The sequence below is a fragment of the Streptomyces sp. BJ20 genome (genome assembly GCF_022869105.1).
In the GTDB taxonomy this organism is placed as follows: Bacteria; Actinomycetota; Actinomycetes; order Streptomycetales; family Streptomycetaceae; genus Streptomyces; species Streptomyces griseoincarnatus.
In genome coordinates this window covers 5,412,191-5,437,016 of sequence record NZ_CP094918.1, presented here as the reverse complement: position 1 = coordinate 5,437,016, position 24,826 = coordinate 5,412,191, and the positions used below count along the sequence as shown (strand labels likewise).

The window sequence follows — 24,826 nt, the reverse complement described above, 5'->3', positions numbered from 1 at the left end:
CCTGCACTTCACAGGGACGGCTCGCTGGGATGTCTCTGTAGGGGTGTGCGTGACGGCCGTTGAATCCCGCCCGGCGGGGGTTTTGGGGACGAGTCAGAGCCCTGCGCATCGGCCGTTCCGGGCCCGTGTCATGGCCTTCGTGGCTCTCACCAAGCCGCGGATCATCGAACTGCTGCTGATCACCACCGTCCCGGTGATGTTCCTGGCGCAGCAGGGCGTGCCCGACCTGACGCTCGTGCTGCTGACCTGTGTCGGCGGCTACCTGTCGGCGGGCGGCGCCAACGCGCTCAACATGTACATCGACCGTGACATCGACGCGCTGATGGACCGCACCTCGCAGCGCCCGCTGGTGACCGGCATGGCCAGCCCGCGCGAGGCCCTGGTCTTCGGCATCACCCTGGCGGTCGTCTCCACGCTGCTGTTCGGCCTCACCGTCAACTGGCTGTCCGCCTGGCTGTCCCTCGGCGCGCTCCTCTTCTACGTCGTCGTCTACACGATGATCCTCAAGCGCCGCACCGCGCAGAACATCGTGTGGGGCGGCATCGCCGGCTGCATGCCGGTGCTGATCGGCTGGTCCGCCGTCACCAACTCGATGTCCTGGGCCCCGGTCGTCCTCTTCCTCGTCATCTTCTTCTGGACGCCGCCGCACTACTGGCCGCTGTCCATGAAGGTGAAGGAGGACTACGCGCGCGTGGGCGTGCCGATGCTGCCGGTCGTCGCCGGCAACAAGGCGGTCGCCAAGCAGATCGTCCTCTACAGCTGGGTGATGGTCGGCGTGTCGCTGCTGCTCACCCCGATGGGCTACACCGGCTGGTTCTACACCGCGGTCGCCCTGGCGGCCGGCGGCTGGTGGCTCTGGGAGGCGCACGCGCTGCTGCACCGCGCCAAGGCCGAGGTGACGGGCGCCAAGCTCAAGGAGATGCGCCTCTTCCACTGGTCCATCACCTACGTCTCGCTGCTCTTCGTCGCCATCGCGGTGGACCCCTTCCTGCGCTGAGACGCCCATCCGCACGCCGACGGGCGGGGCACGTGGCCAAGGCCACGGACCCTGCCCGTCGCCGTTCGATCTACCCGTCGGTAGCATCCTGCTCATGGCAGACACGCAGCAGGTGGACCCGAAGGACGGGCAGAAGGCGGCCCGGCTCGCCAAGCGGATCGGCGGCTACGCCAAGGAGCACGGCGGCGCGGAGGGGCACGTGGAGTACCTCGGACAGCGCGGCGCCCGGATCGTCCTCGTCGGCGAGGACGGCGCCTGGGGTGATGTGCACGCGCCCTCCATGGAGATCGCCCGGCTGGCCGTCGAGAAGGCGGGCATCCCCGTGCACGAGCAGTTCGACGGCGACTTCGCCGCCAAGGTGAGGACCGGTCCGTACGAGTGGAGCCGCATGGCGGGCATCCAGGTCGGCGGCCCCTCCAACGACTGACCGTCCCCGGGGCAACACCTCTTCCCCGGTTCACCCGTTAGGACCTGTAGGCAGCGACAGCGTCCACACGGGGAGAGTCCGGAGATGATCGACCCGCCGTCCCTCGTGGACCAGTACTGCCACGGCGTACTGCGTACGGAGCTGGGCCTCGGCACGTTCGAGGCCCAGCTGGCCCGCACCGAGGGACCGCCGGCGCCCGGCACCACCCTCTTCGACACCCAGACCGGGTTCGCGGTGCGCCGCTGGTGCCCGCCGCTGCTGGGGCTGGAACCGCACTGCCCGCCGGCCCGCTACCTCGCCCGCCGTCGTGAGCTGGGGACGGCCGAGGCGGGCCGCCGGCTGCTGCGGGGCAGCGGCATCACCGCCTACCTCGTCGACACCGGCCTGCCCGGCGATCTCACCGACCCCGGCGAGCTGGCCCGCGCCGGCCAGGCCGAGGCGCACGAGATCGTCCGCCTTGAGCAGCTCGCCGAACAGGTCGCCGACACCTCCGGCACCGTCGAGTCCTTCCTCGCCAACCTCGCCGAGTCGGTGCACGGCGCCGCCGCGCACGCCGTCGCCTTCACCTCCGTCGCCGGACTGCGCCACGGTCTCGCGCTCGCCCCCGAACCGCCCGGGCCGAGGGCGGTGCGCGGCGCGGCCGGACGCTGGATGGCCGCGCGCGGCGCGGGGGACCGGCTGACCGACCCGGTGCTGCTGCGCCACCTGCTGTGGATCGCCGTGGCCTCGGGACTGCCGCTCCAGCTGCACGCCGGGCTGGGCGCCCCCGACGCGCGCGTCGACCGCACCGACCCGGTGCTGCTCACCGACTTCGTCCGGGCCACCGTCGGCCTCGGCACCGACCTGGTGCTGCTGCACGGCTACCCGTACCACCGGCACGCCGCCCACCTCGCGGGCGTCTTCCCGCACGTCTACGCCGACTGCGGCGCCGCCCTGGTCCGCACCGGCGCCCGTGCCGCGACCGTGCTGGCGGAGGTGCTGGAGCTGGCCCCCTTCGGCAAGATCCTCTTCTCCAGCGGCGCCCGCGGCCTGCCCGAGCTGCACGTCGTCGGCGCCCACCTCTTCCGCGAGGCCCTCGCCCGGGTCCTCGGCGGCTGGGTCACCGAGGGCGCCTGGTCCCTGGACGACGCCCGGCGCGTCGCCACGATGATCGCCTCCGGCAACGCGGCTCGGGTGTACGGGCTGGACTGACCCGGATGCCGTGGGCCGGGCGCCCGGGCGGGCGGGATGCCCTGGATGTCGTGGGGCGGGCGTCCGGGCGGGATGCCCTGGAGGGCGTGGGGTGGGGTGTGCAGCCTGGACCGGCCGGATGTCGTGGGGCGGGCGTCCGGGCGGGATGCCCTGGAGGGCGTGGGGTGGGGTGTGCAGCCTGGACCGGCCGGATGTCGTGGGGCGGGCGTCCGGGCGGGATGCCCTGGAGGGCGTGGGGTGGGGTGTGCAGCCTGGACCGGCCGGATGTCGTGGGGCGGGCGTCCGGGCGGGATGCCCTGGAGGGCGTGGGGTGGGGTGTGCGGCCTGGACCGGCTGGATGTCGTGGGCCGGGCGCCCCGGTGGGATGCCGTGGACGGCGGGGGCGGGGCCGGTGCACGGCCCGGGCCGGCCGGGAGCTGGGGCAGGCCGGGTCCACGGCCTGCCCGGAACACGACGTCCGGGGGAGTGCCCGGGTGGAGACTGGGCGGATGCAGCAGACCGACGCCCTGCTCGACCGCTTCCTCGCCGGGCTCGCGCCCCTGTCCCCGGTCGCCGTGTGGGCGCACGGCTCACTGGCCGCCGGTGACTACGTGGAGGGCCGCAGCGACCTCGACCTGATCGCCGTCCTGCCGCATCCGCCGAGCCCCGGCGCCGTGTGGCGGGTGGCCGTCCTGCACAACCGGATGCGCGCCGAACCGCTCGCGGACGGGCTCCACTGCACGTATCTCACCCCCGGGACCGCCGCGGGCGCGGAGCGGCGCCACCTCACGTGGGCGCACGAGCGGCTGTTCCGGCGCACCGTCACCCCGGTCACCCGGACGGAGCTGCACACCTTCGGGCGGGTGCTGCGCGGGGCGCCGCCCACCGGTGTCCTGCCGCCGGTGCCGGACGGTGAACTCGCCGCGTACGTGATGCGCGACCAGCGCGACTACTGGCGGCCGTACGTGGACCGGACCGACCTCTGGACCCGGGACATCTGGGTCGACCTGGGCGTGGTGACCTTCGCGCGCGCCGCCGTCACCGTCAGGGAGGGCCGGCTGATCTCCAAGCGGGAGGCGCTGGAGGTGCTGCCGGGGCTGGGCGCTCCCGGGGAGGTCGTCGCGGACGTCCGGGCGCGCCGCTACGGCGGGACGGTGGCCACCGACGAGGGATGGATCCGTCGGCGCGCCGAGCTGGTCCGGGGTTACCTGGGGCCGGCGATCGACGCGCTGGTGGCCGGTTCCTGAGCCGGCACGGGCGTGGCCGCCGGGGCCGTCTCCTCCGGGCGTTCGCGCAGGGACAGCAGGACCCGCAGCACCCAGATCCACATCACGCACGAGCCGAACATGTGCGCGCCCACCAGGACCTCGGGCAGGTCGGTGAAGTACTGCACATAGCCGATCACGCCCTGCGCCAGCAGGATCAGGAACAGCTCGCGGGTGCGGGCCAGCGGGCCGCTGGGGGCGTCCACCGCCTTGAGCACGAACCACAGGGCGAACGTCAGCGTCACCACGATCCACGCCAGCACGGCGTGCAGCTTGGCCACGGCCTCCCAGTCGACCGGCATCCGCGCGACCTCGCTGGAGTCGCCCGCGTGCGGACCCGCGCCCGTGACCACCGTGCCGACCGCGATCAGCAGCACGGACGCGGCCACCAGGAACCACACCAGCTGCACCACGGCCTTGCCGACCAGCGGCCGCGGCTCGGCGTCACCCTCGCGGGTGCGCTGCCACATCACGGTGGCGACCGCGATCAGCGCCGAGGACAGCAGGAAGTGCGCCGCGACCGTGTACGGGTTCAGACCGACGAGCACCACGATGCCGCCGAGCACCGCGTTGCCCATGACGACCCAGAACTGCGCCCAGCCCAGCCGGGTGAGGCTGCGCCGGTAAGGCTTCTGCGAGCGGGCGGCGACGATCGCCCACCCGACGGCCGCGCACAGCACGTACGTCAGCAGGCGGTTGCCGAACTCGATGTAGCCGTGGACGCCCATCTCGGCGGTGTTGTGGATGGAGTCCTCGGTGCACTTGGGCCAGGTCGGGCAGCCCAGGCCGGAACCGGTCAGCCGGACCGCGCCGCCGGTGACCACGATGACCACCGACATCACGAGCGCGGCGAGGGCCGCGCGCCGGACGGTCCGGGGGTCCGGGGTCCAGCGGGCGGCGATGAAGGCGAGCGGGTTGCGCAGCGGCGTCGGGGCGTCGGCGCGGGTCACGTTTGGCACGCGTCCCATCGTAGGCGTCCGCTTGTGCACGCTTTCACGAGGGTCGGTCGCGGTCATCGCGTGCTCACTCCCACCGGAAGAACTTCCCCGCGGCAGCGAGACCCACGACCGCCCAGGCGGTGAGGATCCCCAGGTCGGCCCAGGGCATCCCGCCGCCGTGCTGGAGCACGTCCCGCAGGCCCTCCGACAGCGCGGCGATGGGCAGCAGGCCGAGCACGTCCTGCGCCGCCCCGGGGAACTTGTCCAGCGGCACGACGACCCCGCCGCCGACGAGCAGCAGCAGGAAGACCAGGTTGGCGGCGGCGAGCGTGGCCTCCGCCTTGAGCGTGCCGGCCATCAGCAGCCCGAGGCCGGAGAAGGCGGCCGTGCCCAGCGCCAGCAGCGCGACCACGGCGAGGGCGCCGCCCTGCGGGTCCCAGCCGAGCATCAGCGCGATCACCGTCAGCAGGACCACCTGGAGCACCTCGGTGACCAGCACCGACAGCGTCTTGGCGGTCATCAGCCCCCAGCGCGGCAGCGGGGAGGCGGCGAGCCGCTTCAGCACGCCGTAGCGGCGCTCGAAACCGGTCGCGATGGCCTGCCCGGTGAACGCGGTCGACATCACCGCGAGCGCGAGGATGCCGGGCGCGAGGAAGTCCACCGCCGCGCCGTCGCCGGTGTCCACCACGTCCACGGTGCTGAACAGCACCAGCAGCAGGGTGGGGATGACCACGGTGAGCAGCAGTTGCTCGCCGTTGCGCAGCAGCATCTTCGTCTCGAGCACGGCCTGCGCGGCGATCATGCGGGCCGGCGGCGCGGCGCCCGGCTGCGGAGAGTAGGTCCCGGTGGCGGTCACGAACGCAGCTCCTTGCCCGTCAGCTCCAGAAACACGTCTTCGAGCGTGTGCCGCTCCACCGAGATCCGGTCCGGCAGGACACCGTGCTGCGCGCACCAGGACGTCACCGTGGCGAGCAGCTGCGGGTCGACCTTGCCGGTGACCCGGTACGAGCCCGGCGTCACCTCGGCGGCCGACGCGTCGGAGGGCAGCGCCTTCAGCAACGACGCCACGTCCAGCCCGGGCCGCCCGGAGAAGCGCAGGGTGTTCTCGGCGCCGCCCCGGCACAGTTCCTCGGGGGAGCCCTGGGCGACGACCCGGCCCGCGTCGATGATCGCCACGTCGTCGGCGAGCTGCTCGGCCTCGTCCATGTGGTGCGTGGTGAGGACGACGGAGACGCCGTCGTCGCGCAGGTCGCGGACCAGGTCCCAGGTGGCGTGGCGGGCCTGCGGGTCGAGGCCGGCGGTCGGCTCGTCCAGGAACACCAGTTCCGGGCGGCCCACCACGGCCATCGCCAGCGCGAGCCGCTGCTGCTGCCCGCCGGACAGCCGCCGGTAGGACGTACGGCCGCAGGAGCCGAGGCCCAGGCGCTCGATCAGCGCGTCCACGTCCAGCGGGCGCGCGTGCAGCTTCGCCACGTGCCGCAGCATCTCGTCGGCCCGCGCCCCCGCGTACACGCCGCCGGACTGGAGCATCACGCCGATACGGGGCCGCAGTGCCGCCGACTCGCGGACCGGGTCGAGGCCCAGGACGCGCACCGTGCCGGAGTCCGGCCGCCGGTACCCCTCGCAGATCTCGACCGTGGTCGTCTTGCCCGCTCCGTTGGGGCCGAGCACGGCGGTCACGCCCTGCCGGGCCGCCAGGTCGAGGCCGTCCACCGCGGTCTTCGTGCCGTACCGCTTCACCAGGGCCTGCACCTGGACCACGGGCTCACTTCGCATGGGTCATGAGTCTAGGGAGCCTCCGAGGGGGCCAGGCCCGGGGGTGCGGGGAGCCGCTGGAAGGGAAACGCGGTCTTGCGCGGGCCGCCCGGAATGTGCTGCGGAACGACAAGTGCGCCGGTCGGAGGGGGTGCGGAGGGTGCCGACGAGGTGTTCCGGGGCGGCCCGGTCCGATCGATCAGAGATCGTTTCCGCAGGTCAGATTAGGTTTACCTAAGTGATGCAGGGCACTGCGGGCTGTCCGGACACGGCTTGCCCGCCTCCGAAGAATTACGCAACAATGGCGTTGTGAAAAACGTTGGCGAGGCGTCCCACGAGGAGCTGGCAACCGGTGAGCGGTCCACCCGCAACCGCGTCGCCCGCTCCATCCTGGACCACGGCCCGTCGACCGTCGCCGAACTGGCGGGGCGGCTGAAGCTCACCCAGGCGGCCGTGCGCCGCCACCTCGACGCCCTGGCCGCGGACAACGTCGTGGAGGCCCGCGACCGGCGGGTCTACGGCACGCGCTCGCGCGGGCGTCCGGCCAAGGTGTTCGCCCTGACCGACTGCGGCCGGGACGCCTTCGACCAGTCCTACGACAAGCTCGCGGTGGACGCGCTGCGCTGGATCGGCGAGCGGGAGGGCGGAAGCGACGCCATCGCCGCGTTCGCCCGGGCCCGGATCGCCGCCCAGGCTGGCGCCTACCGCAAGGCCGTCGAGGCCGTACCGCCCGAGAGGCGCACGGAGGCCCTGGCCAAGGCGCTCAGCGCGGACGGGTACGCTGCGACCGCGCGCAGCGCACCGGTCGGCGAGCAGCTCTGCCAGCACCACTGCCCGGTCGCCCACGCCGCCGAACAGTTCCCACAGCTCTGCGAGGCCGAGACGGAATTTTTCGCCGAGCTCCTCGGTACTCACGTACAGCGGCTGGCGACGATCGCGCACGGCGACGGCGTCTGCACGACGTTCATCCCCAAGATTTCCCACAACGCATCTGCAAGCACGTCCGGGAGGAACCCCGCATGACTCTCCCCACGGAGACTGCCCACCCCGAGCTGGAGGGTCTGGGCACCTACGAATACGGCTGGGCCGACCGTGACGAGGCCGGTGCGTCGGCGCGCCGCGGCCTGAACGAGGAAGTCGTCCGGGACATCTCCTCGAAGAAGGACGAGCCGGAGTGGATGACGAAGCTCCGCCTCAAGGGCCTGCGCCTGTTCGAGAAGAAGCCCATGCCGAACTGGGGCTCCGACCTCTCCGGCATCGACTTCGACAACATCAAGTACTTCGTGCGGTCGACGGAGAAGCAGGCGGAGTCCTGGGAGGACCTCCCCGAGGACATCAAGAACACCTACGACAAGCTGGGCATCCCCGAGGCCGAGAAGAAGCGCCTCGTCGCCGGTGTCGCCGCGCAGTACGAGTCGGAGGTCGTCTACCACCAGATCCGCGAGGACCTGGAGGAGCAGGGCGTCATCTTCCTCGACACCGACACCGCCCTGAAGGAGCACCCGGAGCTCTTCAAGGAGTACTTCGGCACGGTCATCCCGGCCGGTGACAACAAGTTCGCCGCGCTGAACACCGCCGTGTGGTCCGGCGGCTCCTTCATCTACGTGCCGAAGGGCGTGCACGTCGAGATCCCGCTCCAGGCCTACTTCCGGATCAACACCGAGAACATGGGCCAGTTCGAGCGGACCCTGATCATCGTCGACGAGGGCGCCTACGTGCACTACGTCGAGGGCTGCACCGCGCCGATCTACAAGTCGGACTCGCTGCACTCCGCGGTCGTCGAGATCATCGTCAAGAAGAACGCCCGCTGCCGCTACACGACCATCCAGAACTGGTCGAACAACGTCTACAACCTGGTCACCAAGCGCGCCGTGGCCTACGAGGGCGCGACCATGGAGTGGGTCGACGGCAACATCGGCTCCAAGGTGACGATGAAGTACCCGGCCGTGTACCTGATGGGCGAGCACGCCAAGGGCGAGACCCTGTCCATCGCCTTCGCGGGCGAGGGCCAGCACCAGGACGCCGGCGCCAAGATGGTCCACATGGCCCCGAACACCTCGTCGAACATCGTCTCCAAGTCGGTGGCGCGCGGTGGCGGCCGGACCTCCTACCGCGGTCTCATCGAGATCGGCGAGGGCGCCCCGGGCTCCAAGTCCAACGTGCTGTGCGACGCGCTGCTGGTGGACACCATCTCCCGCTCGGACACCTACCCCTACGTGGACGTCCGCGAGGACGACGTGTCCATGGGCCACGAGGCGACCGTCTCCAAGGTCTCCGAGGACCAGCTCTTCTACCTGATGAGCCGTGGCCTGTCCGAGGACGAGGCGATGGCGATGATCGTGCGCGGCTTCGTCGAGCCGATCGCCAAGGAGCTGCCGATGGAGTACGCGCTCGAGCTCAACCGGCTGATCGAGCTCCAGATGGAAGGCGCGGTCGGCTGACACCGGCCAGGGGCGGCCACCGGCCGCCCCGCCGTTCCGTCAAGCCCCTTACGTAAGGAAAGCGAGCACTACGACAGCCATGGCTGAGGCTCAGAACATCCCCGTGGGTTCCACGACCGCGGGCTCGATCGCGGTCGCCGCCGAGTCGACCGTCGCCACGCGCATGAGCGCGCCCCCCTCCTTCGACGTGGCGGACTTCCCCGTCCCCCACGGCCGTGAGGAGGAGTGGCGGTTCACCCCGCTGGAGCGGCTGCGCGGGCTCCACGACGGCACCGCCGCCGCCACCGACGCGGGCCTCAAGGTCGCCGTCGAGGCGCCCGAGGGCGTCACCGTCGAGACCGTCGGCCGCGACGACGCCCGGATCGGCCGCACCGGCGCCCCGGTGGACCGCGTCGCCGCCCAGGCGTACTCGGCCTTCACCCAGGCGTCGGTCGTGACCGTGCCGAAGGAGACCGTCCTCACCGAGCCGATCCGCATCACGGTGCACGGCGAGGGCGGCACCGCCTTCGGCCACCAGGTCGTCGAGCTGGGCGCCTTCGCCGAAGCCCTCGTGGTCATCGACCACACCGGCGACGCGGTGCTCGCCGCCAACGTCGAGTACGTCCTCGGCGACGGCGCCAAGCTCACCGTGGTGTCCGTCCAGGACTGGGACGACAAGGCCGTGCACGTCGCCCAGCACAACGCCCTCGTCGGCCGCGACGCCTCCTTCAAGTCGGTCGTCGTGACCTTCGGCGGCGACGTCGTCCGTCTGCACCCGCGCGTCACCTACGCGGGCACCGGCGGCGAGGCCGAGCTGTTCGGCCTGTACTTCACGGACGCCGGCCAGCACCAGGAGCACCGCCTCCTGGTCGACCACAACGTCCCGCACTGCAAGTCCAACGTCGTCTACAAGGGCGCGCTGCAGGGCGACGACGCGCACGCCGTGTGGATCGGCGACGTGCTCATCGAGGCCAAGGCCGAGGGCACCGACACCTACGAGATGAACCGCAACCTGGTCCTCACGGACGGCGCGCGGGTCGACTCGGTGCCGAACCTGGAGATCGAGACCGGCGAGATCGTCGGCGCCGGCCACGCCTCCGCGACCGGCCGCTTCGACGACGAGCAGCTCTTCTACCTGATGGCCCGCGGCATCCCCGAGAAGGACGCCCGCCGTCTGGTGGTCCGGGGCTTCTTCGCCGAGCTCGTCCAGCAGATCGGCGTCCCCGACATCGAGGAGCGCCTGATCGCCAAGATCGAGGAGGAGCTGGAGGCAGCGGTCGCATGACCTTCGTACGCGTCTGTGGACTGGGCGAGCTGGAGGAGGACACCCCCAAGCGGGTGGAACTCGACGGCACGCCGGTCTCCGTCGTGCGCACCGAGGGAGAGGTGTTCGCGATCAACGACATCTGCTCGCACGCGAACGTGTCCCTCTCGGAGGGCGAAGTCGACGACTGCCACATCGAGTGCTGGCTGCACGGCTCGCGCTTCGACCTCCGTTCCGGCAAGCCCGACGCCCTCCCGGCGACGCGCCCCGTCCCCGTATACCCCGTAAAGATCGAAGGGGACGACGTGCTCGTCTCCCTCACCCAGGAGTCCTGAGGCACCCATGGCAACGCTTGAAATCCGAGACCTGCACGTCACCGTCGAGGCCGACAACGCCACGAAGGAGATCCTCAAGGGCGTCGACCTCACCGTGAAGCAGGGCGAGACGCACGCCATCATGGGCCCCAACGGCTCGGGCAAGTCGACCCTCGCCTACTCGCTCGCGGGTCACCCCAAGTACACGATCACGCAGGGCACCGTCACTCTCGACGGCGAGGACGTCCTGGAGATGTCCGTCGACGAGCGGGCCCGCGCCGGCCTGTTCCTCGCCATGCAGTACCCGGTCGAGGTCCCCGGCGTCTCCGTCTCCAACTTCCTGCGCACCTCCGCCACCGCCGTCCGCGGCGAGGCCCCCAAGCTGCGCACCTGGGTGAAGGAGGTCAAGGAGGCCATGGAGCGCCTCAACATGGACCCCGCCTTCGCCGAGCGGAACGTGAACGAGGGCTTCTCCGGCGGTGAGAAGAAGCGGCACGAGATCCTTCAGCTGGAGCTGCTCAAGCCGAAGATCGCCGTCCTCGACGAGACCGACTCCGGCCTGGACGTCGACGCCCTGCGCGTCGTCTCCGAGGGCGTCAACCGCGTCCGCGAGTCCGGCCAGGTCGGCACCCTGCTGATCACGCACTACACGCGCATCCTGCGCTACATCAAGCCCGACCACGTCCACGTCTTCGCGGCCGGACGGATCGCCGAGTCCGGCGGCGCGGAGCTCGCCGACCAGCTCGAGGCAGAGGGCTACGACAAGTACGTGAAGGGTGGCGCATCCGAGTGACACAGCTGCCGGGCCTCCTCGACACCGAGGCGATCCGCAAGGACTTCCCCATCCTGGACCGGCAGGTCCACGACGGGCGCAAGCTCGTGTACCTGGACAACGCGGCGACCAGCCAGAAGCCGCGCCAGGTGCTGGACGCCCTCGGCGAGTACTACGAGCGCTACAACGCCAACGTCCACCGCGGTGTGCATGTGCTCGCCGAGGAGGCCACGGCGCTGTACGAGGGTGCGCGCGACAAGGTCGCGGAGTTCGTCAACGCGCCCTCGCGCGACGAGGTGATCTTCACCAAGAACGCCTCCGAGTCGCTCAACCTCGTGGCCAACATGCTCGGCTGGGCCGACGAGCCCTACCGGGTGGACCACGAGACCGAGATCGTCATCACGGAGATGGAGCACCACTCCAACATCGTGCCGTGGCAGCTGCTCGCGCAGCGCACGGGCGCGAAGCTGAAGTGGTTCGGTCTCACCGACGACGGCCGCCTCGACCTGTCCAACATCGACGAGGTCATCACCGAGAAGACGAAGATCGTCTCCTTCGTGCTGGTGTCCAACATCCTGGGCACGGTCAACCCGGTCGAGGCCATCGTGCGCCGCGCCCAGGAGGTCGGCGCCCTGGTGTGCGTCGACGCCTCCCAGGCCGCGCCGCACATGCCGCTGGACGTGCAGGCCCTCCAGGCCGACTTCGTGGCCTTCACCGGCCACAAGATGTGCGGCCCGACCGGCATCGGCGTCCTGTGGGGCCGCCAGGAGCTGCTGGAGGACCTGCCTCCGTTCCTCGGCGGCGGCGAGATGATCGAGACCGTGTCGATGAGCTCGTCGACGTACGCCCCCGCCCCGCACAAGTTCGAGGCGGGCACCCCGCCGATCGCCCAGGCGGTCGGGCTCGGCGCGGCGATCGACTACCTGTCGGGCATCGGCATGGACAAGATCCTCGCTCACGAGCACGCCATCACCGAGTACGCCGTCAAGCGGCTCCTCGAGGTGCCGGACCTGCGCATCATCGGTCCGGCCACCGCCGAGGACCGCGGCGCCGCGATCTCCTTCACGCTCGGGGACATCCACCCGCACGACGTGGGCCAGGTCCTCGACGAGCAGGGCATCGCGGTCCGGGTCGGACACCACTGCGCCCGCCCCGTCTGCCTGCGGTACGGAATTCCTGCGACCACGCGGGCGTCGTTCTATCTGTACTCCACGCCGGCGGACATCGACGCACTGGTCGACGGTCTGGAGCACGTACGGAACTTCTTCGGATGAGGGGCTGAGGCGTGAAGCTGGACTCCATGTACCAGGACGTCATCCTGGACCACTACAAGAACCCGCACGGGCGGGGTCTCCGGGACGGCGACGCCGAGGTGCACCACGTCAACCCGACGTGCGGCGACGAGATCACGCTGCGCGTGAAGTACGACGGCACGACCATCAGCGACGTCAGTTACGAGGGCCAGGGCTGTTCCATCAGCCAGGCGTCCGCGTCCGTGCTGAACGACCTGCTGGTCGGCAAGGACCTCGCCGAGGCGCAGAAGATCCAGGGCACGTTCCTGGAGCTGATGCAGTCCAAGGGGAAGATCGAGCCCGACGACGCGATGGAGGAGGTGCTGGAGGACGCGATCGCGTTCGCCGGCGTCTCCAAGTACCCCGCGCGGGTCAAGTGCGCCCTCCTGAGCTGGATGGCGTGGAAGGACGCGACGGCCCAGGCGCTGGGCGCCGACGCCGAAAGGACTACGGCATGAGCGAGACCGTGGAGATGAAGCCGGCCTCGGAGGAGGAGCTCCGCGAGGCCCTGATGGACGTCGTCGACCCCGAGCTGGGCATCGACGTCGTCAACCTGGGCCTGATCTACGGCATCCACGTGGACGACTCCAACGTGGCGACCGTCGACATGACGCTGACGTCGGCGGCCTGCCCGCTGACCGACGTCATCGAGGACCAGGCGAAGTCCGCCACGGACGGCCTGGTCAGCGAGTTGCGGATCAACTGGGTCTGGATGCCGCCGTGGGGCCCGGACAAGATCACGGACGACGGCCGTGAGCAGCTGCGGGCGCTGGGCTTCAACGTCTGAGCCTGCCGCACACACGGATCGACGGCGACGTCCCCTTCGGGGGGCGTCGCCGTTCTCGTGCTGCCTCGGAGGCTTCGTTGTGTACGCTCGTACACATGGGATACCTGCTGCTGGCCGGGGCCATCGCCGCCGAGGTGTGCGCCACCACCGCCATGAAGTACAGCGACGGTTTCAGCAGGCTCTGGCCCTCCCTGCTGACCCTGCTGGGCTACGTCGTCTCCTTCGCCCTCCTCGCGCAGACCCTGCGCACCGTGGCCGTCGGCACCGCCTACGCCATCTGGGCGGGCGTGGGCACCGCCGCCATCGCCACCATCGGGATCGTGTTCCTGGGTGAGGGGATGACGGTCGCCAAGGCCGTCGGCATCGGGCTGATCATCGTCGGCGTGGTGGTGCTGAACCTGGGCGGTGCGCACTGATGGCGGGGCGCCGGCACGACCCGGAGCGGCGGCAGCGGATCATCGACGCGGCGATCCGGGTGGTCGGCCGCAGCGGCATCGCAGGACTCACCCACCGCAGCGTGGCCCAGGAGGCGGACGTGCCGCTCGGGTCCACCACGTACCACTTCAAGACCCTCGACGAGCTGATGGTGGCCGCCCTGCGCCAGGCCAACGAGGGCTTCGCCAAGGTGATCGCCTCACGCGGCGGCCTGGAGGACCCGCGGACCGACCTGGCCGCCGAGCTGGCGGCGCTGACGGGGGAGTGGCTGGGCGGTGAGCGCACGGGCGTGGAGCTGGAGTACGAGCTGTATCTGGCGGCGCTGCGGCGCCCGGCCCTGCGCCCGGTCGCCGCCGAGTGGTGCGAGGACGTCGCCGCGGTGCTGTCCCGCCGTACGGACCCGGTGACGGCGCGGGCCCTGGTCGCCCTGATGGACGGCATCTGCCTCCAGGTGCTGCTGACGGGGACGCCGTACGACGAGGGGTACGCGCGGGAGGTGCTGGGGCGGCTGCTGCCGGGGGACGGCGGTCCCGGGACGGGTGCCCGAGGGGTGTCCGGGACCGGCACCTGAGATGCGGGCGGCACCGGTTCGCGTCCGGTGCCACCGGCCGGTTAGGTTGCCCTCATGACCGACACGACTGCTCAGAGCACCACCGGCGCAGTGGCCGCCGGCCTCGCCACCGTCGCCGCCGACGGCACCGTCCTCGACACCTGGTTCCCGGCCCCCGAGCTCGCCGCCGAGCCCGGCCCGTCCGGCACCGAGCGGCTCTCCGCCGAACAGGCGGCGAAGCTGCTGGGCGGCGGCGCCACCGCCGCGGTCGGCCCGGACCCGCGCCGGGGCGTCGAGGTCGTCGCGGTCCGCACGGTCATCTCCTCCCTGGACGCCAAGCCGGTCGACGCGCACGACGTCTACCTGCGGCTGCACCTGCTCTCCCACCGTCTCGTGAAGCCGCACGGCCAGAATCTGGACGGCATCTTCGCCCACCTCGCCAATGTCGCCTGGACCTCGCTGGGTCCGGTCGCCGTGGACGAGCTGGAGAAGGTGCGGCTGAACGCCCGCGCGGAGGGTCTGCACCTCCAGGTGACGTCCGTGGACAAGTTCCCGCGCATGACGGACTACGTGGCCCCCAAGGGCGTGCGTATCGCCGACGCCGACCGGGTCCGCCTCGGCGCGCACCTCGCCGAGGGCACCACCGTGATGCACGAGGGCTTCGTCAACTTCAACGCCGGCACGCTCGGCACGTCGATGGTCGAGGGCCGCATCTCGGCGGGCGTCGTCATCGGCGACGGCTCCGACATCGGCGGCGGCGCGTCCACGATGGGCACCCTGTCGGGCGGCGGCAACGTCCGCATCTCGATCGGCGAGCGCTGCCTGGTCGGCGCGGAGGCGGGCGTGGGCATCGCCCTCGGCGACGAGTGCGTGGTCGAGGCCGGCCTCTACGTCACCGCGGGCACCCGGGTGACGATGCCCGACGGCCAGGTCGTCAAGGCCCGCGAACTCTCCGGCGCCTCCAACATCCTCTTCCGCCGCAACTCGGAGACGGGCCGTGTGGAGGCCCGCCCGAACAACGCGGTGTGGGGCGGCCTGAACGAGGTGCTGCACAGCCACAACTGACGGCCGGCTGCCCTCACACGGGCCGCAGTCGTTGTCGAGCGCCCTTCCACGTCCCGAGGACGGCTGGGAGGGCGCTCATCCATGTGAGCGGGACGGGCCGGGGGCCTCGTCGTTCGTGCGGCGTGTGTTTGACTCTCCGGTCATGGGCGATCAGGAGCTGCTCGACGCCGTGGACCTCTTGGCGCGGCCGGGCGGGCGCGAGTTGGTGTGTGCGCGGGCCGGGCACGGGGCGGGCCATGTGTGTCTGGTGACCTCCGACGCGGTCGACCTGTCCGCTCTCCGCAGGGAGTTCAGCCGTCGGTACGGGCAGCTGCGCAATCTCGTCATGGGAGGTCACGCCGATCCCAAGGTGACCGGGCGGACCGGGCTGCCGCTTCTCGCGCCGTTCGGTGCGGAGTTGGCCGAGATGCGCGGGTGGGCGTGCGGCGACCGGTGGATCGGCTGCGGTGCGGTGCGTGCCGGGGACGGCGTACAGGTGGTGGTGCTCGTGGCGGAGCGGGACGCACCGCCGTCGGAGGAACCGCCGGAGGAGATCGTCCGGGTGGTCCCACCTCGTCGTGGCACAAGCTCGGACGACGCTCGTGCGTGGGTGCGGCGAGTGCTCGATCTGACCGGGTGGGAGCCGCTCGGGCTCTCCGTCGACTGGGCGGCGGTCGAAGAGGAGTTGGGGGTGCCGTTGCCGGAGGACTACAAGGAGCTCGCCGAGGCGTTCGGCGGCGGTGTCTTCAGTGAGTCCGTCTACTTCATGGGCTGCGGCGCGGGCGTCTCGTTCGACCTGCCCGCACAGTGGCGGGCCGCGCTGTCGGCCGCCCGGGACGGCACGTACGGAAGCCTTTCCGCGGCCGGGCCGTACGACGCATACACGCCGGGCGGCAAGGGGGTCGTCACGTGGGGCTCCACCGAGTGGGCCGATCAGTACTGCTGGCTGATCGACGCCGAGCGGCCGGGCCACTGTCCCGTCCTCGCGCGGTCCCATGATCCCGGGCCCTGGTACCGGTACGACATGTCCACCGCCGAGTTCCTCCACCGCGTCCTCGCCGATGCCGACTTCCGGCCGTTCGGCATCGCGCGGTACGACCTCGGCGCGACGTTCCTGCCCGGCTCCGACGACCGGCCGCAGTGACGAAGACCGCGCGGTGGCCCTGTGACACCATCACGGGATGCTGCGACTCACCGATTTCATCATCGACTGCCCGGACACCATGGAGCTGGCGGGCTTCTACTCCGAGGTGACGGGCCGGCCGCTCAAGAAGCACAGTTCCGAGGACTGGGCCGGGATCCAGTTCGGCGAGATCGAGCTGGCGTTCATCCGGGTCGACGACTACCGGGCTCCGCAGTGGCCCGACAACGAGCACCCCAAGCAGTTCCACCTGGACTTCGAGGTCGATGACATCGAGGCCGAGCAGGCCCGCGTGCTCGGCCTCGGTGCGACGCTGCGGCAGGACTTCATCGGTCCCGAGGGCTACGGGTGGCGGATCTACACCGACCCGGTCGGCCATCCCTTCTGCCTCTGCCGCAACAAGGGCGTCGTCTGGACCGACCAGGGGCCGGTCTGGCCCGGGCGCGACTGACCTGTCGTCGTGCGTGAGCTCTTCGGCGGAGCGTCGGCCGAGTGCCGCGCGCCCGTGGACGCCCGGGCTCTGCATGCCCTTCGACTCGCTGCTGTTCTTCGGGGACAACGGCGGGGGTGACCAGTTCGCCCTCGTCGTCGCGCCGGAGCGGGACGACGTCTTCGTGTGGGACCACGAGACCGGCAGTCGTATGCGGGTCGCCGGGGGGATCGACGAGTATCTGCGGCGCGCTCTCGCACCGGACGGGGACGAGGGCGGCGACCGGTGGAGGTATCCGCTACGCGGTAGCTGATTCTCGTACGGGTTACTTTCCGTGACCTGGAGGTCGTTTTGGCAGATGAACGGGTGGACACAGGGTCCGATCAGACGCCAGGGCGACTGGATGTGCACGGAAGTGGGATGGGCGATGAGTGACAAGTGGATGCGGGGCGTGCTGCGCTGTGCGATCGGCGTGATGGGGGTGGCCGCGATGCTGATGCTCTGCGGGAGCCTGGCGGGCACCGCGTACGCCGACGAGACGACCAGCGGGTCGAAGAACGGGCCCCGGGTGGGGCTGGTGAACGCCGATCTCGGGCAGATCGACGACCCCGCCGAGGATGTGCTGGAGCACGTCCTGCTGCTCAGTGACGGGCAGGTGTGGAACTGACGTCCGTCAGCAGGTCGTAGGTCTCCCGCAGGGCGGCCGTCGTGCGTGGGTCCGCCGGGCGTAGGGGCGGGCGGACCGGGCCCGCGGGGAGGCCCAGGGTGGGGAGCAGGGCCTTCGCCGTCACTGTGCCGGGGAGGCCGCCCGCCATCATCGCCTCGATCAGCGGGGTCAGCCGGTGCTGAAGGCGGACGGCCCCCGCCGTGTCGCCCCTGTCGAAGGCGTCGAGGACGGAACACACGGCGGTCGGGGCCACGTTGGCCACCGTGCTGACACACCCGGCGCCGCCCACCGCGTACAGCGCCAGATTGTGCTCGTCGCAGCCCGCGTAGTACGCCAGGTCCGTGCGGGCCATCACCTTCTGCGCGGCCAGGAAGTCGTTGCCGCAGTCCTTCACCGCCACGATCCGCGGGTGCTCGGCCAGCCGCAGCAGGGTGTCCGGCTCGACACGGACACCGGTGCGTGCCGGGATGTCGTACAGGACCACGGGGAGCCCCGTCGCGTCGGCGGTCTCGCGGAAGTACGCCTCGACCGCGTCCTGCGGCGGGCGGCTGTAGTACGGGGCGGCCAGCAGAAGCGCGTCGGCGCCCGCCTGCTCGGCCTCGCGGGCCAGGGCGGCGGTGTGCGCGGTGTCGGGGGTGCCGACGCCGGCGACCAGCGTGGCGCGGGTGCCGACGGCCTCCCGTACGGCTGCGATCAGCGACCGCTTCTCCGCGTCCGTCGTCGTCGGGGACTCCCCGGTCGTGCCGGACAGCACCAGGCCGTCGCAGCCCTGGCCGACCAGACGCGCGGCCAGCCGCTGGGCGCCGTCCAGGTCCAGCGTGCCCGAGGCGCTGAAGGGGGTGATCATCGCGCACAGCGTGCGGCCGAGGAAGGGAGGCGTGGTCGTCATGGGAGTAGTGTCGGCTCCCGCACGGTGAAGGTCCACTTACAGGTTTTGACCGATACTCGTAAGCGTTGGTTGAGGGATAGGGAGGAGCGGGCGGGGGTACTCGGGTGACCCCACCGAGAGGAGGCGCACCGTGGCCGGAACCATCCAACAACGGCCCGTCCGCGACGAGCACACCGTCGGCGAGCTCGTCGGGCAGGCCACCGAACAGATCTCGCGACTCGCACGGCAGGAAGTGGCGCTCGCCAAGGAGGAACTGGCCGAGAAGGGGCGCCGGGCCGGAGTCGGCGGCGGGATGCTGGGAGCGGCGGGGGCGTTCGGTTACGCGGGGCTGCTCGCGCTGGCCGCCACGGGAATCGCCGCCCTCGACCTGGTGCTGCCGCTGTGGGCGGCGGCGTTGATCATCACCGGCGTGCTGTTCGCGATCGCCGGCGTGCTGGCGCTCACCGGACGCGGGCAGCTGCGCCGGGCCACGCCGCCCAAGCCGGAGCGGACGCTGGGCAGCGTCAAGGCCGACGTGGAGGAGATCAAGGGAAGGGCACACCGATGACGCACGAGGTGAGGGGCTCGGCGTCCCCGTCGGGAGCCCACGTGGACGCCGGCAGTGAGGCGGCGCGCGGGGCCAAGGGCCCGGACGAGCTGCGCCGGGAGATCGAACGGACCCGGCACGAACTGGGCGACACCGTCGAGGAACTGGCCGGGAAGATGGACGTCAAGGCGCGGGCCAGGGCGCGCGCCGACGAACTGAAGGACCGGGCCGGCGCGATGAGCGTGCAGATGCGCAGCAGCGCCGCCCACGCCGGGGAGGTCGGCAAGCAGCACCGCACGCAGCTGATGGCCGCCGCGGGCGCGCTGGTGATGCTGGCCGTGGGTGCGGCGGTGATGGTGCAGCGCCGCCACCACTGAGCGGGCCGGCGTCCCGGCCGGAGAATCCGGGACTGGGTGCGGGGCGGCGGGGGACGGAAGCGGACAGTCGCTTCCGTCCCCCGCCGCCTGCTGCTGCCGGAGCGATGTCAGGCCGGGGTCACGGCTTGAATCGCAGGACCTGCGGGTCGTGGTCGCTGATCTGGTCGTGGAACTCCGCGTTGATGTGCACGCTGTCGTAGCTGAACGAGCACTGGCGGCGGATCGACGGGCTGATCAGGATCTGGTCCAGCGCCTGGCTGTTGCCCTGGTACACGTACGAGTAACGCTCCGACGCGGGCAGCGACCTGATCGCCGACCAGAGGACGCCGCCGCCCTCCATGATGCGGGTGGTGCGGGAGAACTCGAAGTCGTTGATGTCGCCGAGCGCCACGACCGCCGCGTTTTTCTGGACCTTGAGGATCTTCGCGGTGAAGTCGTGGACCTCCTGCGCCTGGAGGTGACGCTGCGTCTCCGAGCCGCGCACCGGCGGCTGGTACTGCGAGCTCAGGCTCTGGTCGCCGCCCTTGGACGAGAAGTGGTTGGCGATCACGACGACCGTGCGGCCCCGGAAGACGAACTCGCCGGCCAGCGGCTTGCGGCTGTCCTCGAAGGCCGCCGAGTCCGGGGCGATCCGGCCGGGCGACAGGGTCAGGGCGGCCCTGCCGCGGACCTTGACGACGTCGGTCGCCGTGGTGGCGTCACCCCCGGGCCGGTCGGTGAAGGACACCCGGTCCGGGTTGAACAGGAACGCCTGGCGGATGTTGCCGCCCGGCTGACCGCCGTCCTGCTTGTCGGCCGGGTCGACGGCGCGCCAGTCGTAGCGCGGGCCGCCGGAGGCCTCGATGGCGTCGATCAGCTTCGCGAGCGTGACGTCGGCGGCGACCGTGCCGTCGTCCGTGGCGCCGTTGTTGTCCTGGATCTCCTCCAGCGACACGATGTCGGGCGAGGCGAGGTTGTGCACGATCGCCTCGGCGTGCGCGGCGAACGTGTCGTCCGACGGGTCGAGGTTCTCCACGTTGTAGGTGGCTATCGCCAGTTCGGAGCGGTGCTGGGCGCGGGTCGTCTCCCGCTTCGTGCCGCCCGCCTCCAGCGTGCCGAGCTCACTCGCGACCAGGGTGTAGCCGCCGTACTGGTTGTAGTCCAGCGGGCCCGTGGTGGCGCCGGCGAGGACGTCGCCGACGTTCGCGTCGGGGAAGTCGGCCGCCTTGCCCAGCGACTGGATCTGGATCCGGCCGGTGTTCTGGGCGTCGTACGAGCCGTAGACCGTGCCGCCGCGCTTGTTCCGGTTCTCACGCGGCTTCACGGTGACCCACAGCTCCGTGTACGGGTCGGTGGCGCCGACCACGCGGGCGTCGGCGACCCGGACGTTCATGCCCTCCAGCGACTCGTACAGGTCGAGGGCGTATCTGCTCGGGCGCAGCGTGAGGGCGTTGACCGAGTCACCGGCCGCCGGGTCGCCCTGCGGGGCGTACGCGGACGGGACCGTGCGCGCGCCGAGGACGGCCGGGGCCGGGACCGGGTTGCCGTGCGAGACGACCGTGACGGTGGGCTTGGTGATCTCGGTGACCGACTGGTTGCCGGAGGACGCGCCGCCGGGGACGTACTCGGTGACCGTGCCGGAGACGGAGACCTCGTCGCCCACCGCGACACCCTGCGGGGTGGAGCTGGTGAAGACGAACACGCCCTCACTGGTGGCCGGGTCGGCGTCGGGGGCGGGGTCCTGGATCCAGAAGCCGCGGGACGAACCGTAGGTACGGATGCCGGTGACGATGCCGGTCACGTCGGTGACCTGCTTGCCGGCGAACGGCGACACACGTGTGTCGCCCTGGATGTCGTGGACGCGCACGGACTCGGCGTGCGCGGGCGTCGTGAGGACGACGGTGGACGCCGCGGAACACACGGCGGCGACGGTGAGCGCGGCGAGGCGCGCGGACGGCTTGCTCGGCAACGGATTCCCTCCGGGGACCGGAACGAGGGTGGGGCGGGCGCGGTGCGGGACACACCCCGTCTACGCGCGTCAATGTCCAGCCTGCCCAAGCCACTTGTCAAGGTTTCGGCCGTGTACGCCGCATGACGCGGAGAGGAAGTGGGCGGCATGGGTGGAAATCCGTCTAGGCTGAGCGGCTGAGACGTAGAGGGCACTAGGAGAAACAGCCGATGTCAGACAGCTCCATCCTGCCGCCGGCGCGGTTGCGCCCCGAAGCGGAGCTGGCGCGCGACGCCCTGTCCACTCCGGTGCTGTCCCGGGCCGCCCGGCTGGCCCGCTGGGCCGGCCCCGCGACCCGCGTGGACGCCGGCGGCGGACTGGTGGACGAGCAGCTCCCGGACGCCGCCGCGGAGTTGGGTCTGAGCGGGGAGGACGCCGCGGCCGACGCCGGCGAGGCGTGGCGGGTCGCCGTGGACACCGGGCTCGTCGAGGTGGTCGACGAGGAGGAGGGGACCGTCCGCGCGGGCGACGAGCTGTCGCTGCTCACCGCGGGATCGCCGCAGGACGTGCTGAGCGTGTGGCTCGGCGCCCTGGAGACCGTGCTGGGCGACGCGAGTGTGCCCGATCTGGGCGGTCTCGTCGACGCCATCGCCGGCGGCGAGGGGTCGGGGGAGCTGGACCTCGACGCGCTGGACTGGAACCCGGAGGCCGAGGCGGAGTTCCTCGACGGGGTCCTCGGCAACCTGTACCTGCTGACCGTCGGCGAGGACAAGGCGGGCGACGCGCCGGTGCCGCTGCCCGCGCTGGCCGCCTCCGTCATCGTGCCCGACGACATGGCGGAGCCCAGCAACGACGTGCTGGAGCAGGTGTCCGACGCGATGATGCGGCTGGACGACCAGTTCCGGATGCTGGAGCCGGTCGGGCTCGTCGAGTACCAGCCGGTCGACGAGGCGCTGATGGCCGACGCCGACGAGGAGCCCGCCGCGCAGGTCGACGACACGGACGTCGCCCGCTACGGGCTGGTACGGCTCACCCCGCTCGGGCTGTACGGACTGCGCACCCGGCTGCTGGAGGCGGGCTTCGAGGCGCCCGCGGTCGGCGACCTCGCGGACAAGGGCGCCGACGCGCTGCTCGACGGCACGGCCGCCTACCCGCCGGCCGCCGCCCATGCCGAGACCCGGCACTGGCTGGAGCGGCGCCGGCCGCTGGAGGCCGCACGGGAGCTGCTGGCCGCCGCGCGCGGCTCGGACGAGGGGGCGCCGCTGCGCAGGCTGCGCTGCCAGCAGGCGCTGTCGCTGGTGGGCGCCGCCGCGGAGCCCGCGCTGCGGGAGGTGCTGGACGACGCCGAACTCGGCGGTCTGGCGCGCGTGTGGCTCGCCGAGCACGGGGCCGCGGACGTGCCGTCGCCGTCCGAGGCGATGATCTTCTGGCTCACCATCGACACGGTGGCCGCGCAGCTCGCCGCCGAGGGCAACTCCGAGGAGCTGCGCTCCCTGGTGGAGGGGCTGGCACGGCAGCACAGCGGCTTCTTCGACACCGCGTGGCGGGTGGGCCACCCGGCGACCGCGGACGTCCTGGAGGCGATGGGACGCCTCCACCCGGACAAGAGGATCGCGAAGGAAGCACGGAAGGCGGCCTTCAAGGCGCGTTCGCAGCAGGGGAACTGAGACAGTGCCGGTGATGTGATCACACCTGGTGCCCGGCCGGGTACCGTGCCGGCCACGGCCCGTCCGGCACGGCGAACCGGCACGCCTTCGGCGGCCTGTCCGACGCGGCCTTCCGGATGGTGCGGCTGCTGGAGGCGGGGCGCGCCGCCGACTGGCCGTGGGCGGCCGCCTGAGACAACGCCGGGCGTCCCGTGAGGGGCGCCCGGCGCTTCCCGTGCGTGCCGCGGGTGACTACAGCGCCTGGCCGGCCGGCTTGACCATGCCGCGGACCGTGCGGCCCTTCACGAACTCGCCCATCGCGGTCATCTCCCACTCGCCCGAGTACTGCCGGATCAGCTTCGCCATCATCACGCCCGTCTGCGGCTCGGCGCTCGTCAGGTCGAAGCGGACCAGCTCCTCCCCGGTGGACGCGTCCAGCAGGCGGCAGTACGCCTTGGCGACGTCGGTGAACTTCTGGCCGGAGAACGAGTTCACGGTGAAGACCAGGCCCGAGACCTCCATGGGAAGGCGGCCGAGGTCGACGGTGATGACCTCGTCGTCGCCGGCGCCCTCGCCCGTGAGGTTGTCACCGGAGTGCTGGATCGCGCCGCCGAGGATCTGCAGCTTGCCGAAGTAGCAGCTGTCGACGTGGTTGCGCTGCGGGCCGAAGGCGATGACCGAGGCGTCCAGGTCGATGTCCTTGCCGCGGTAGGCGGGCTCCCAGCCGAGGCCCATCTGCACCCGGGACAGCAGCGGGCGGCCGCCCTTCATCAGGGAGACCGTCTGGTTCTTCTGGAGGCTGACCCGGCCCTTGTCCAGGTTGATCTTGCCGGTGCCGGGCGCGGCGGCGGGCGGGGCCGGGGGAGCCGCCGGGGCGGAAGGAGCCTGCGGGGCGGCGGCCGGAGGAGCGGGCGGCGCGGCCTGCGGGGCCTGCGGGGTCACCGGCTGCGCCGGGGCGGCCGGCTCCTCGACGGAGACGCCGAAGTCCGTGGCGATGCCGGCCAGGCCGTTCGCGTAGCCCTGGCCGACCGCACGGACCTTCCAGGCGCCGTTGCGCAGGTAGATCTCGACGACCACGAGGGCCGTCTCCGAGCCGAGCTGCGGGGGTGTGAAGGTCGCCAGGACGGCGCCGGTGTCCCCGTCGCGGACGGTCGCGGTGGGCTCGATGCCCTGGAAGGTCTGGCCCGCCGCGTCGGGGCTCGCGGTCACGACGATCTTCTCGATGCCCGGGGGTACGGCCGCGGTGTCGACCGTGACGGCGTCGGGGGCCGTGCCCCCGCCGGAGCGGTAGGTCACGCCCGGTCCCGTGGGCTGGTTGTAGAAGATGAAGTCGTCGTCGGAGCGCACCTTGCCGTCGGCGGTGAGCAGCAGGCCCGATACGTCGAGCCGCACGGGCGCGGCGACGTCCACCGTCACGCGGGCGGTGGGAAGAGGGATGTTCGAGCCGGGGGTCATAGCTGTCATGCCGGGTGAACGAGCGAGGCCGTTTTACCGTTCCCTTACCTGTGGTCCGTTCGGCGGAGCCGCCGGTTCCGTCCCCGCTCAGCCCCGGTTCCGCGGGTGGGCGCGGGCCGTGCGTTCGTTGCCCCGCCGGTAGTTGCCGGTCCAGCGGGCCATGACGAGTTGCGGGTCGGCGGTGGTGACCTCGGTCAGGAAGCGGGTGGCCCGGTCGCCTCGCAGGACGGTGGCGCGGCGGCCGTGGTGGGTGATGTGGACGGTCCCGTCGGGGTGCGCCTCGTACGCGAAGCCGTTCGGTCTGGCCATGCCGGCGATCGTACGGGGGAGGGGGCGCG

28 protein-coding genes and 1 pseudogene are annotated in these 24,826 nt (G+C 71.6%); 22 read left to right on the top strand and 7 right to left on the bottom strand.

All coding sequences use genetic code 11. The features are described 5' to 3' along the window. Positions 1-43: 43 nt before the first annotated feature. The 4 genes from MTR79_RS24625 to MTR79_RS24610 all read left to right on the top strand — a co-directional run bounded on the left by MTR79_RS24625 (position 44) and on the right by MTR79_RS24610 (position 3,841). Complete coding sequence (locus MTR79_RS24625) at positions 44-997, top strand: heme o synthase (RefSeq protein ID WP_244791983.1); 954 nt, start codon at positions 44-46, stop codon at positions 995-997. 94 nt (positions 998-1,091) lie between these two features. Next, positions 1,092-1,424, top strand: coding sequence for a hypothetical protein (locus MTR79_RS24620; RefSeq protein WP_086698991.1), 333 nt, complete (start codon positions 1,092-1,094; stop codon positions 1,422-1,424). A gap of 84 nt (positions 1,425-1,508) precedes the next feature. Beyond that, positions 1,509-2,615 carry an amidohydrolase family protein gene (locus MTR79_RS24615; RefSeq protein ID WP_244791982.1) on the top strand — a complete coding sequence of 369 codons (1,107 nt, stop codon included), beginning with the start codon at positions 1,509-1,511 and terminating at the stop codon, positions 2,613-2,615. Between the two features lie 488 nt (positions 2,616-3,103). After that, entirely contained in the window at positions 3,104-3,841 is a 738-nt protein-coding gene (locus tag MTR79_RS24610; protein ID WP_086698795.1) for a nucleotidyltransferase domain-containing protein, read from the top strand. Here MTR79_RS24610 and MTR79_RS24605 read toward each other — a convergent pair. From MTR79_RS24605 to MTR79_RS24595, 3 genes are read right to left on the bottom strand one after another with little or no spacing between them, the layout of a single operon-like run. Then, positions 3,799-4,827, bottom strand: coding sequence for a COX15/CtaA family protein (locus MTR79_RS24605; protein ID WP_244791981.1), 1,029 nt, complete (start codon positions 4,825-4,827; stop codon positions 3,799-3,801). The two genes, MTR79_RS24610 and MTR79_RS24605, sit on opposite strands and share 43 nt — an antisense overlap. 55 nt (positions 4,828-4,882) lie before the next feature. Then, positions 4,883-5,653: an ABC transporter permease gene (locus MTR79_RS24600; protein ID WP_086698798.1), complete on the bottom strand. Its 771-nt coding sequence runs from the start codon at positions 5,651-5,653 to the stop codon at positions 4,883-4,885. Next, complete coding sequence (locus tag MTR79_RS24595; RefSeq protein WP_086698799.1) at positions 5,650-6,573, bottom strand: ABC transporter ATP-binding protein; 924 nt, start codon at positions 6,571-6,573, stop codon at positions 5,650-5,652. Before MTR79_RS24595 ends, MTR79_RS24600 begins: the two co-directional genes overlap by 4 nt. Positions 6,574-6,861: 288 nt before the next feature. Here MTR79_RS24595 and MTR79_RS24590 point away from each other — a divergent pair, with 288 nt between their 5' ends. The 15 genes from MTR79_RS24590 (at position 6,862) to MTR79_RS24520 (ending at position 17,668) form a co-directional block, all read left to right on the top strand. Then, the gene (locus MTR79_RS24590; RefSeq protein WP_086698801.1) at positions 6,862-7,575 is read left to right on the top strand and encodes an ArsR family transcriptional regulator; all 714 of its coding nucleotides are present in this window, start codon (positions 6,862-6,864) and stop codon (positions 7,573-7,575) included. After that, the gene (sufB, locus tag MTR79_RS24585; protein ID WP_033275707.1) at positions 7,572-8,993 is read left to right on the top strand and encodes a Fe-S cluster assembly protein SufB; all 1,422 of its coding nucleotides are present in this window, start codon (positions 7,572-7,574) and stop codon (positions 8,991-8,993) included. Before MTR79_RS24590 ends, sufB begins: the two co-directional genes overlap by 4 nt. A 79-nt stretch (positions 8,994-9,072) precedes the next feature. Next, positions 9,073-10,257, top strand: coding sequence for a Fe-S cluster assembly protein SufD (sufD, locus tag MTR79_RS24580; protein ID WP_199216827.1), 1,185 nt, complete (start codon positions 9,073-9,075; stop codon positions 10,255-10,257). Continuing rightward, on the top strand, positions 10,254-10,571 hold the full coding sequence (locus MTR79_RS24575; protein ID WP_024887259.1) for a non-heme iron oxygenase ferredoxin subunit: 318 nt from the start codon (positions 10,254-10,256) through the stop codon (positions 10,569-10,571). Before sufD ends, MTR79_RS24575 begins: the two co-directional genes overlap by 4 nt. Positions 10,572-10,578: 7 nt before the next feature. Next, complete coding sequence (sufC, locus tag MTR79_RS24570) at positions 10,579-11,343, top strand: Fe-S cluster assembly ATPase SufC (RefSeq protein WP_086698804.1); 765 nt, start codon at positions 10,579-10,581, stop codon at positions 11,341-11,343. Further along, positions 11,340-12,596, top strand: a complete 1,257-nt coding sequence (locus tag MTR79_RS24565; RefSeq protein ID WP_048458429.1) for a cysteine desulfurase — start codon at positions 11,340-11,342, stop codon at positions 12,594-12,596. Before sufC ends, MTR79_RS24565 begins: the two co-directional genes overlap by 4 nt. 11 nt (positions 12,597-12,607) lie before the next feature. Then, the gene (gene sufU / locus MTR79_RS24560; protein ID WP_019522225.1) at positions 12,608-13,072 is read left to right on the top strand and encodes a Fe-S cluster assembly sulfur transfer protein SufU; all 465 of its coding nucleotides are present in this window, start codon (positions 12,608-12,610) and stop codon (positions 13,070-13,072) included. Further along, positions 13,069-13,401, top strand: a complete 333-nt coding sequence (locus MTR79_RS24555) for a metal-sulfur cluster assembly factor (protein WP_004989638.1) — start codon at positions 13,069-13,071, stop codon at positions 13,399-13,401. The genes sufU and MTR79_RS24555 overlap by 4 nt, the downstream gene beginning before the upstream one ends. Before the next feature lie 95 nt (positions 13,402-13,496). Continuing rightward, a complete protein-coding gene (locus MTR79_RS24550) occupies positions 13,497-13,817 on the top strand; it encodes a multidrug efflux SMR transporter (RefSeq protein WP_048458430.1) in 321 nt (106 codons plus the stop codon). Next, complete coding sequence (locus MTR79_RS24545) at positions 13,817-14,407, top strand: TetR family transcriptional regulator (protein ID WP_048458431.1); 591 nt, start codon at positions 13,817-13,819, stop codon at positions 14,405-14,407. The genes MTR79_RS24550 and MTR79_RS24545 overlap by 1 nt, the downstream gene beginning before the upstream one ends. Before the next feature lie 54 nt (positions 14,408-14,461). Further along, positions 14,462-15,451, top strand: a complete 990-nt coding sequence (gene dapD, locus MTR79_RS24540) for a 2,3,4,5-tetrahydropyridine-2,6-dicarboxylate N-succinyltransferase (RefSeq protein WP_048458432.1) — start codon at positions 14,462-14,464, stop codon at positions 15,449-15,451. A 142-nt stretch (positions 15,452-15,593) separates the two neighbouring features. Next, positions 15,594-16,574: an SMI1/KNR4 family protein gene (locus MTR79_RS24535; protein WP_244791980.1), complete on the top strand. Its 981-nt coding sequence runs from the start codon at positions 15,594-15,596 to the stop codon at positions 16,572-16,574. Positions 16,575-16,611: 37 nt separating this feature from the next. Continuing rightward, complete coding sequence (locus MTR79_RS24530; protein ID WP_244791979.1) at positions 16,612-17,022, top strand: VOC family protein; 411 nt, start codon at positions 16,612-16,614, stop codon at positions 17,020-17,022. Positions 17,023-17,095: 73 nt separating this feature from the next. After that, positions 17,096-17,314 (top strand): SMI1/KNR4 family protein, encoded by a 219-nt coding sequence (locus tag MTR79_RS24525; RefSeq protein WP_189366341.1) that lies wholly within the window; start codon positions 17,096-17,098, stop codon positions 17,312-17,314. Positions 17,315-17,428: 114 nt separating this feature from the next. Continuing rightward, positions 17,429-17,668 (top strand): hypothetical protein, encoded by a 240-nt coding sequence (locus MTR79_RS24520; protein WP_086698808.1) that lies wholly within the window; start codon positions 17,429-17,431, stop codon positions 17,666-17,668. Here MTR79_RS24520 and dapA read toward each other — a convergent pair. Continuing rightward, positions 17,643-18,557 carry a 4-hydroxy-tetrahydrodipicolinate synthase gene (dapA, locus tag MTR79_RS24515; protein ID WP_244791978.1) on the bottom strand — a complete coding sequence of 305 codons (915 nt, stop codon included), beginning with the start codon at positions 18,555-18,557 and terminating at the stop codon, positions 17,643-17,645. The genes MTR79_RS24520 and dapA overlap by 26 nt on opposite strands. 130 nt (positions 18,558-18,687) lie before the next feature. On the opposite strand from dapA, the gene MTR79_RS24510 reads away from it, so the two are divergent. Then, entirely contained in the window at positions 18,688-19,104 is a 417-nt protein-coding gene (locus MTR79_RS24510; protein ID WP_048458436.1) for a phage holin family protein, read from the top strand. Then, positions 19,101-19,358, top strand: a pseudogene (locus MTR79_RS24505) (DUF3618 domain-containing protein); the annotation flags it as partial. The gene MTR79_RS24510 and the pseudogene MTR79_RS24505, both read left to right, overlap by 4 nt. 220 nt (positions 19,359-19,578) lie before the next feature. Here MTR79_RS24505 and MTR79_RS24500 read toward each other — a convergent pair. Next, entirely contained in the window at positions 19,579-21,408 is a 1,830-nt protein-coding gene (locus MTR79_RS24500) for an endonuclease/exonuclease/phosphatase family protein (RefSeq protein ID WP_244791977.1), read from the bottom strand. A gap of 209 nt (positions 21,409-21,617) precedes the next feature. Between MTR79_RS24500 and MTR79_RS24495 the strand changes: the two genes are divergently transcribed. Further along, complete coding sequence (locus MTR79_RS24495; RefSeq protein WP_244791976.1) at positions 21,618-23,054, top strand: hypothetical protein; 1,437 nt, start codon at positions 21,618-21,620, stop codon at positions 23,052-23,054. Between the two features lie 231 nt (positions 23,055-23,285). Here the strand turns inward: MTR79_RS24495 and MTR79_RS24490 are convergent, their stop codons facing one another. Further along, positions 23,286-24,488: a TerD family protein gene (locus tag MTR79_RS24490; protein WP_189366366.1), complete on the bottom strand. Its 1,203-nt coding sequence runs from the start codon at positions 24,486-24,488 to the stop codon at positions 23,286-23,288. 87 nt (positions 24,489-24,575) lie between these two features. Then, positions 24,576-24,797: a hypothetical protein gene (locus MTR79_RS24485; protein ID WP_244791975.1), complete on the bottom strand. Its 222-nt coding sequence runs from the start codon at positions 24,795-24,797 to the stop codon at positions 24,576-24,578. Positions 24,798-24,826: the final 29 nt, after the last annotated feature.

Excerpts from the sequence above, each read along its gene's own strand:
- dapD (WP_048458432.1), top strand. The coding sequence starts at position 14,462 with ATGACCGACACGACTGCTCAGAGCACCACCGGCGCAGTGGCCGCCGGC.
- MTR79_RS24595 (WP_086698799.1), bottom strand. The coding sequence starts at position 6,573 with ATGCGAAGTGAGCCCGTGGTCCAGGTGCAGGCCCTGGTGAAGCGGTAC.
- MTR79_RS24535 (WP_244791980.1), top strand. The coding sequence starts at position 15,594 with ATGGGCGATCAGGAGCTGCTCGACGCCGTGGACCTCTTGGCGCGGCCG.
- MTR79_RS24550 (WP_048458430.1), top strand. The coding sequence starts at position 13,497 with ATGGGATACCTGCTGCTGGCCGGGGCCATCGCCGCCGAGGTGTGCGCC.
- MTR79_RS24530 (WP_244791979.1), top strand. The coding sequence starts at position 16,612 with ATGCTGCGACTCACCGATTTCATCATCGACTGCCCGGACACCATGGAG.
- MTR79_RS24555 (WP_004989638.1), top strand. The coding sequence starts at position 13,069 with ATGAGCGAGACCGTGGAGATGAAGCCGGCCTCGGAGGAGGAGCTCCGC.
- sufB (WP_033275707.1), top strand. The coding sequence starts at position 7,572 with ATGACTCTCCCCACGGAGACTGCCCACCCCGAGCTGGAGGGTCTGGGC.
- MTR79_RS24545 (WP_048458431.1), top strand. The coding sequence starts at position 13,817 with ATGGCGGGGCGCCGGCACGACCCGGAGCGGCGGCAGCGGATCATCGAC.
- sufD (WP_199216827.1), top strand. The coding sequence starts at position 9,073 with ATGGCTGAGGCTCAGAACATCCCCGTGGGTTCCACGACCGCGGGCTCG.
- MTR79_RS24485 (WP_244791975.1), bottom strand. The coding sequence starts at position 24,797 with ATGGCCAGACCGAACGGCTTCGCGTACGAGGCGCACCCCGACGGGACC.
- MTR79_RS24520 (WP_086698808.1), top strand. The coding sequence starts at position 17,429 with ATGAGTGACAAGTGGATGCGGGGCGTGCTGCGCTGTGCGATCGGCGTG.
- MTR79_RS24575 (WP_024887259.1), top strand. The coding sequence starts at position 10,254 with ATGACCTTCGTACGCGTCTGTGGACTGGGCGAGCTGGAGGAGGACACC.
- dapA (WP_244791978.1), bottom strand. The coding sequence starts at position 18,557 with ATGACGACCACGCCTCCCTTCCTCGGCCGCACGCTGTGCGCGATGATC.
- MTR79_RS24610 (WP_086698795.1), top strand. The coding sequence starts at position 3,104 with ATGCAGCAGACCGACGCCCTGCTCGACCGCTTCCTCGCCGGGCTCGCG.
- MTR79_RS24620 (WP_086698991.1), top strand. The coding sequence starts at position 1,092 with ATGGCAGACACGCAGCAGGTGGACCCGAAGGACGGGCAGAAGGCGGCC.
- MTR79_RS24525 (WP_189366341.1), top strand. The coding sequence starts at position 17,096 with ATGCCCTTCGACTCGCTGCTGTTCTTCGGGGACAACGGCGGGGGTGAC.
- MTR79_RS24490 (WP_189366366.1), bottom strand. The coding sequence starts at position 24,488 with ATGACCCCCGGCTCGAACATCCCTCTTCCCACCGCCCGCGTGACGGTG.
- MTR79_RS24605 (WP_244791981.1), bottom strand. The coding sequence starts at position 4,827 with ATGGGACGCGTGCCAAACGTGACCCGCGCCGACGCCCCGACGCCGCTG.
- sufC (WP_086698804.1), top strand. The coding sequence starts at position 10,579 with ATGGCAACGCTTGAAATCCGAGACCTGCACGTCACCGTCGAGGCCGAC.
- MTR79_RS24615 (WP_244791982.1), top strand. The coding sequence starts at position 1,509 with ATGATCGACCCGCCGTCCCTCGTGGACCAGTACTGCCACGGCGTACTG.
- MTR79_RS24495 (WP_244791976.1), top strand. The coding sequence starts at position 21,618 with ATGTCAGACAGCTCCATCCTGCCGCCGGCGCGGTTGCGCCCCGAAGCG.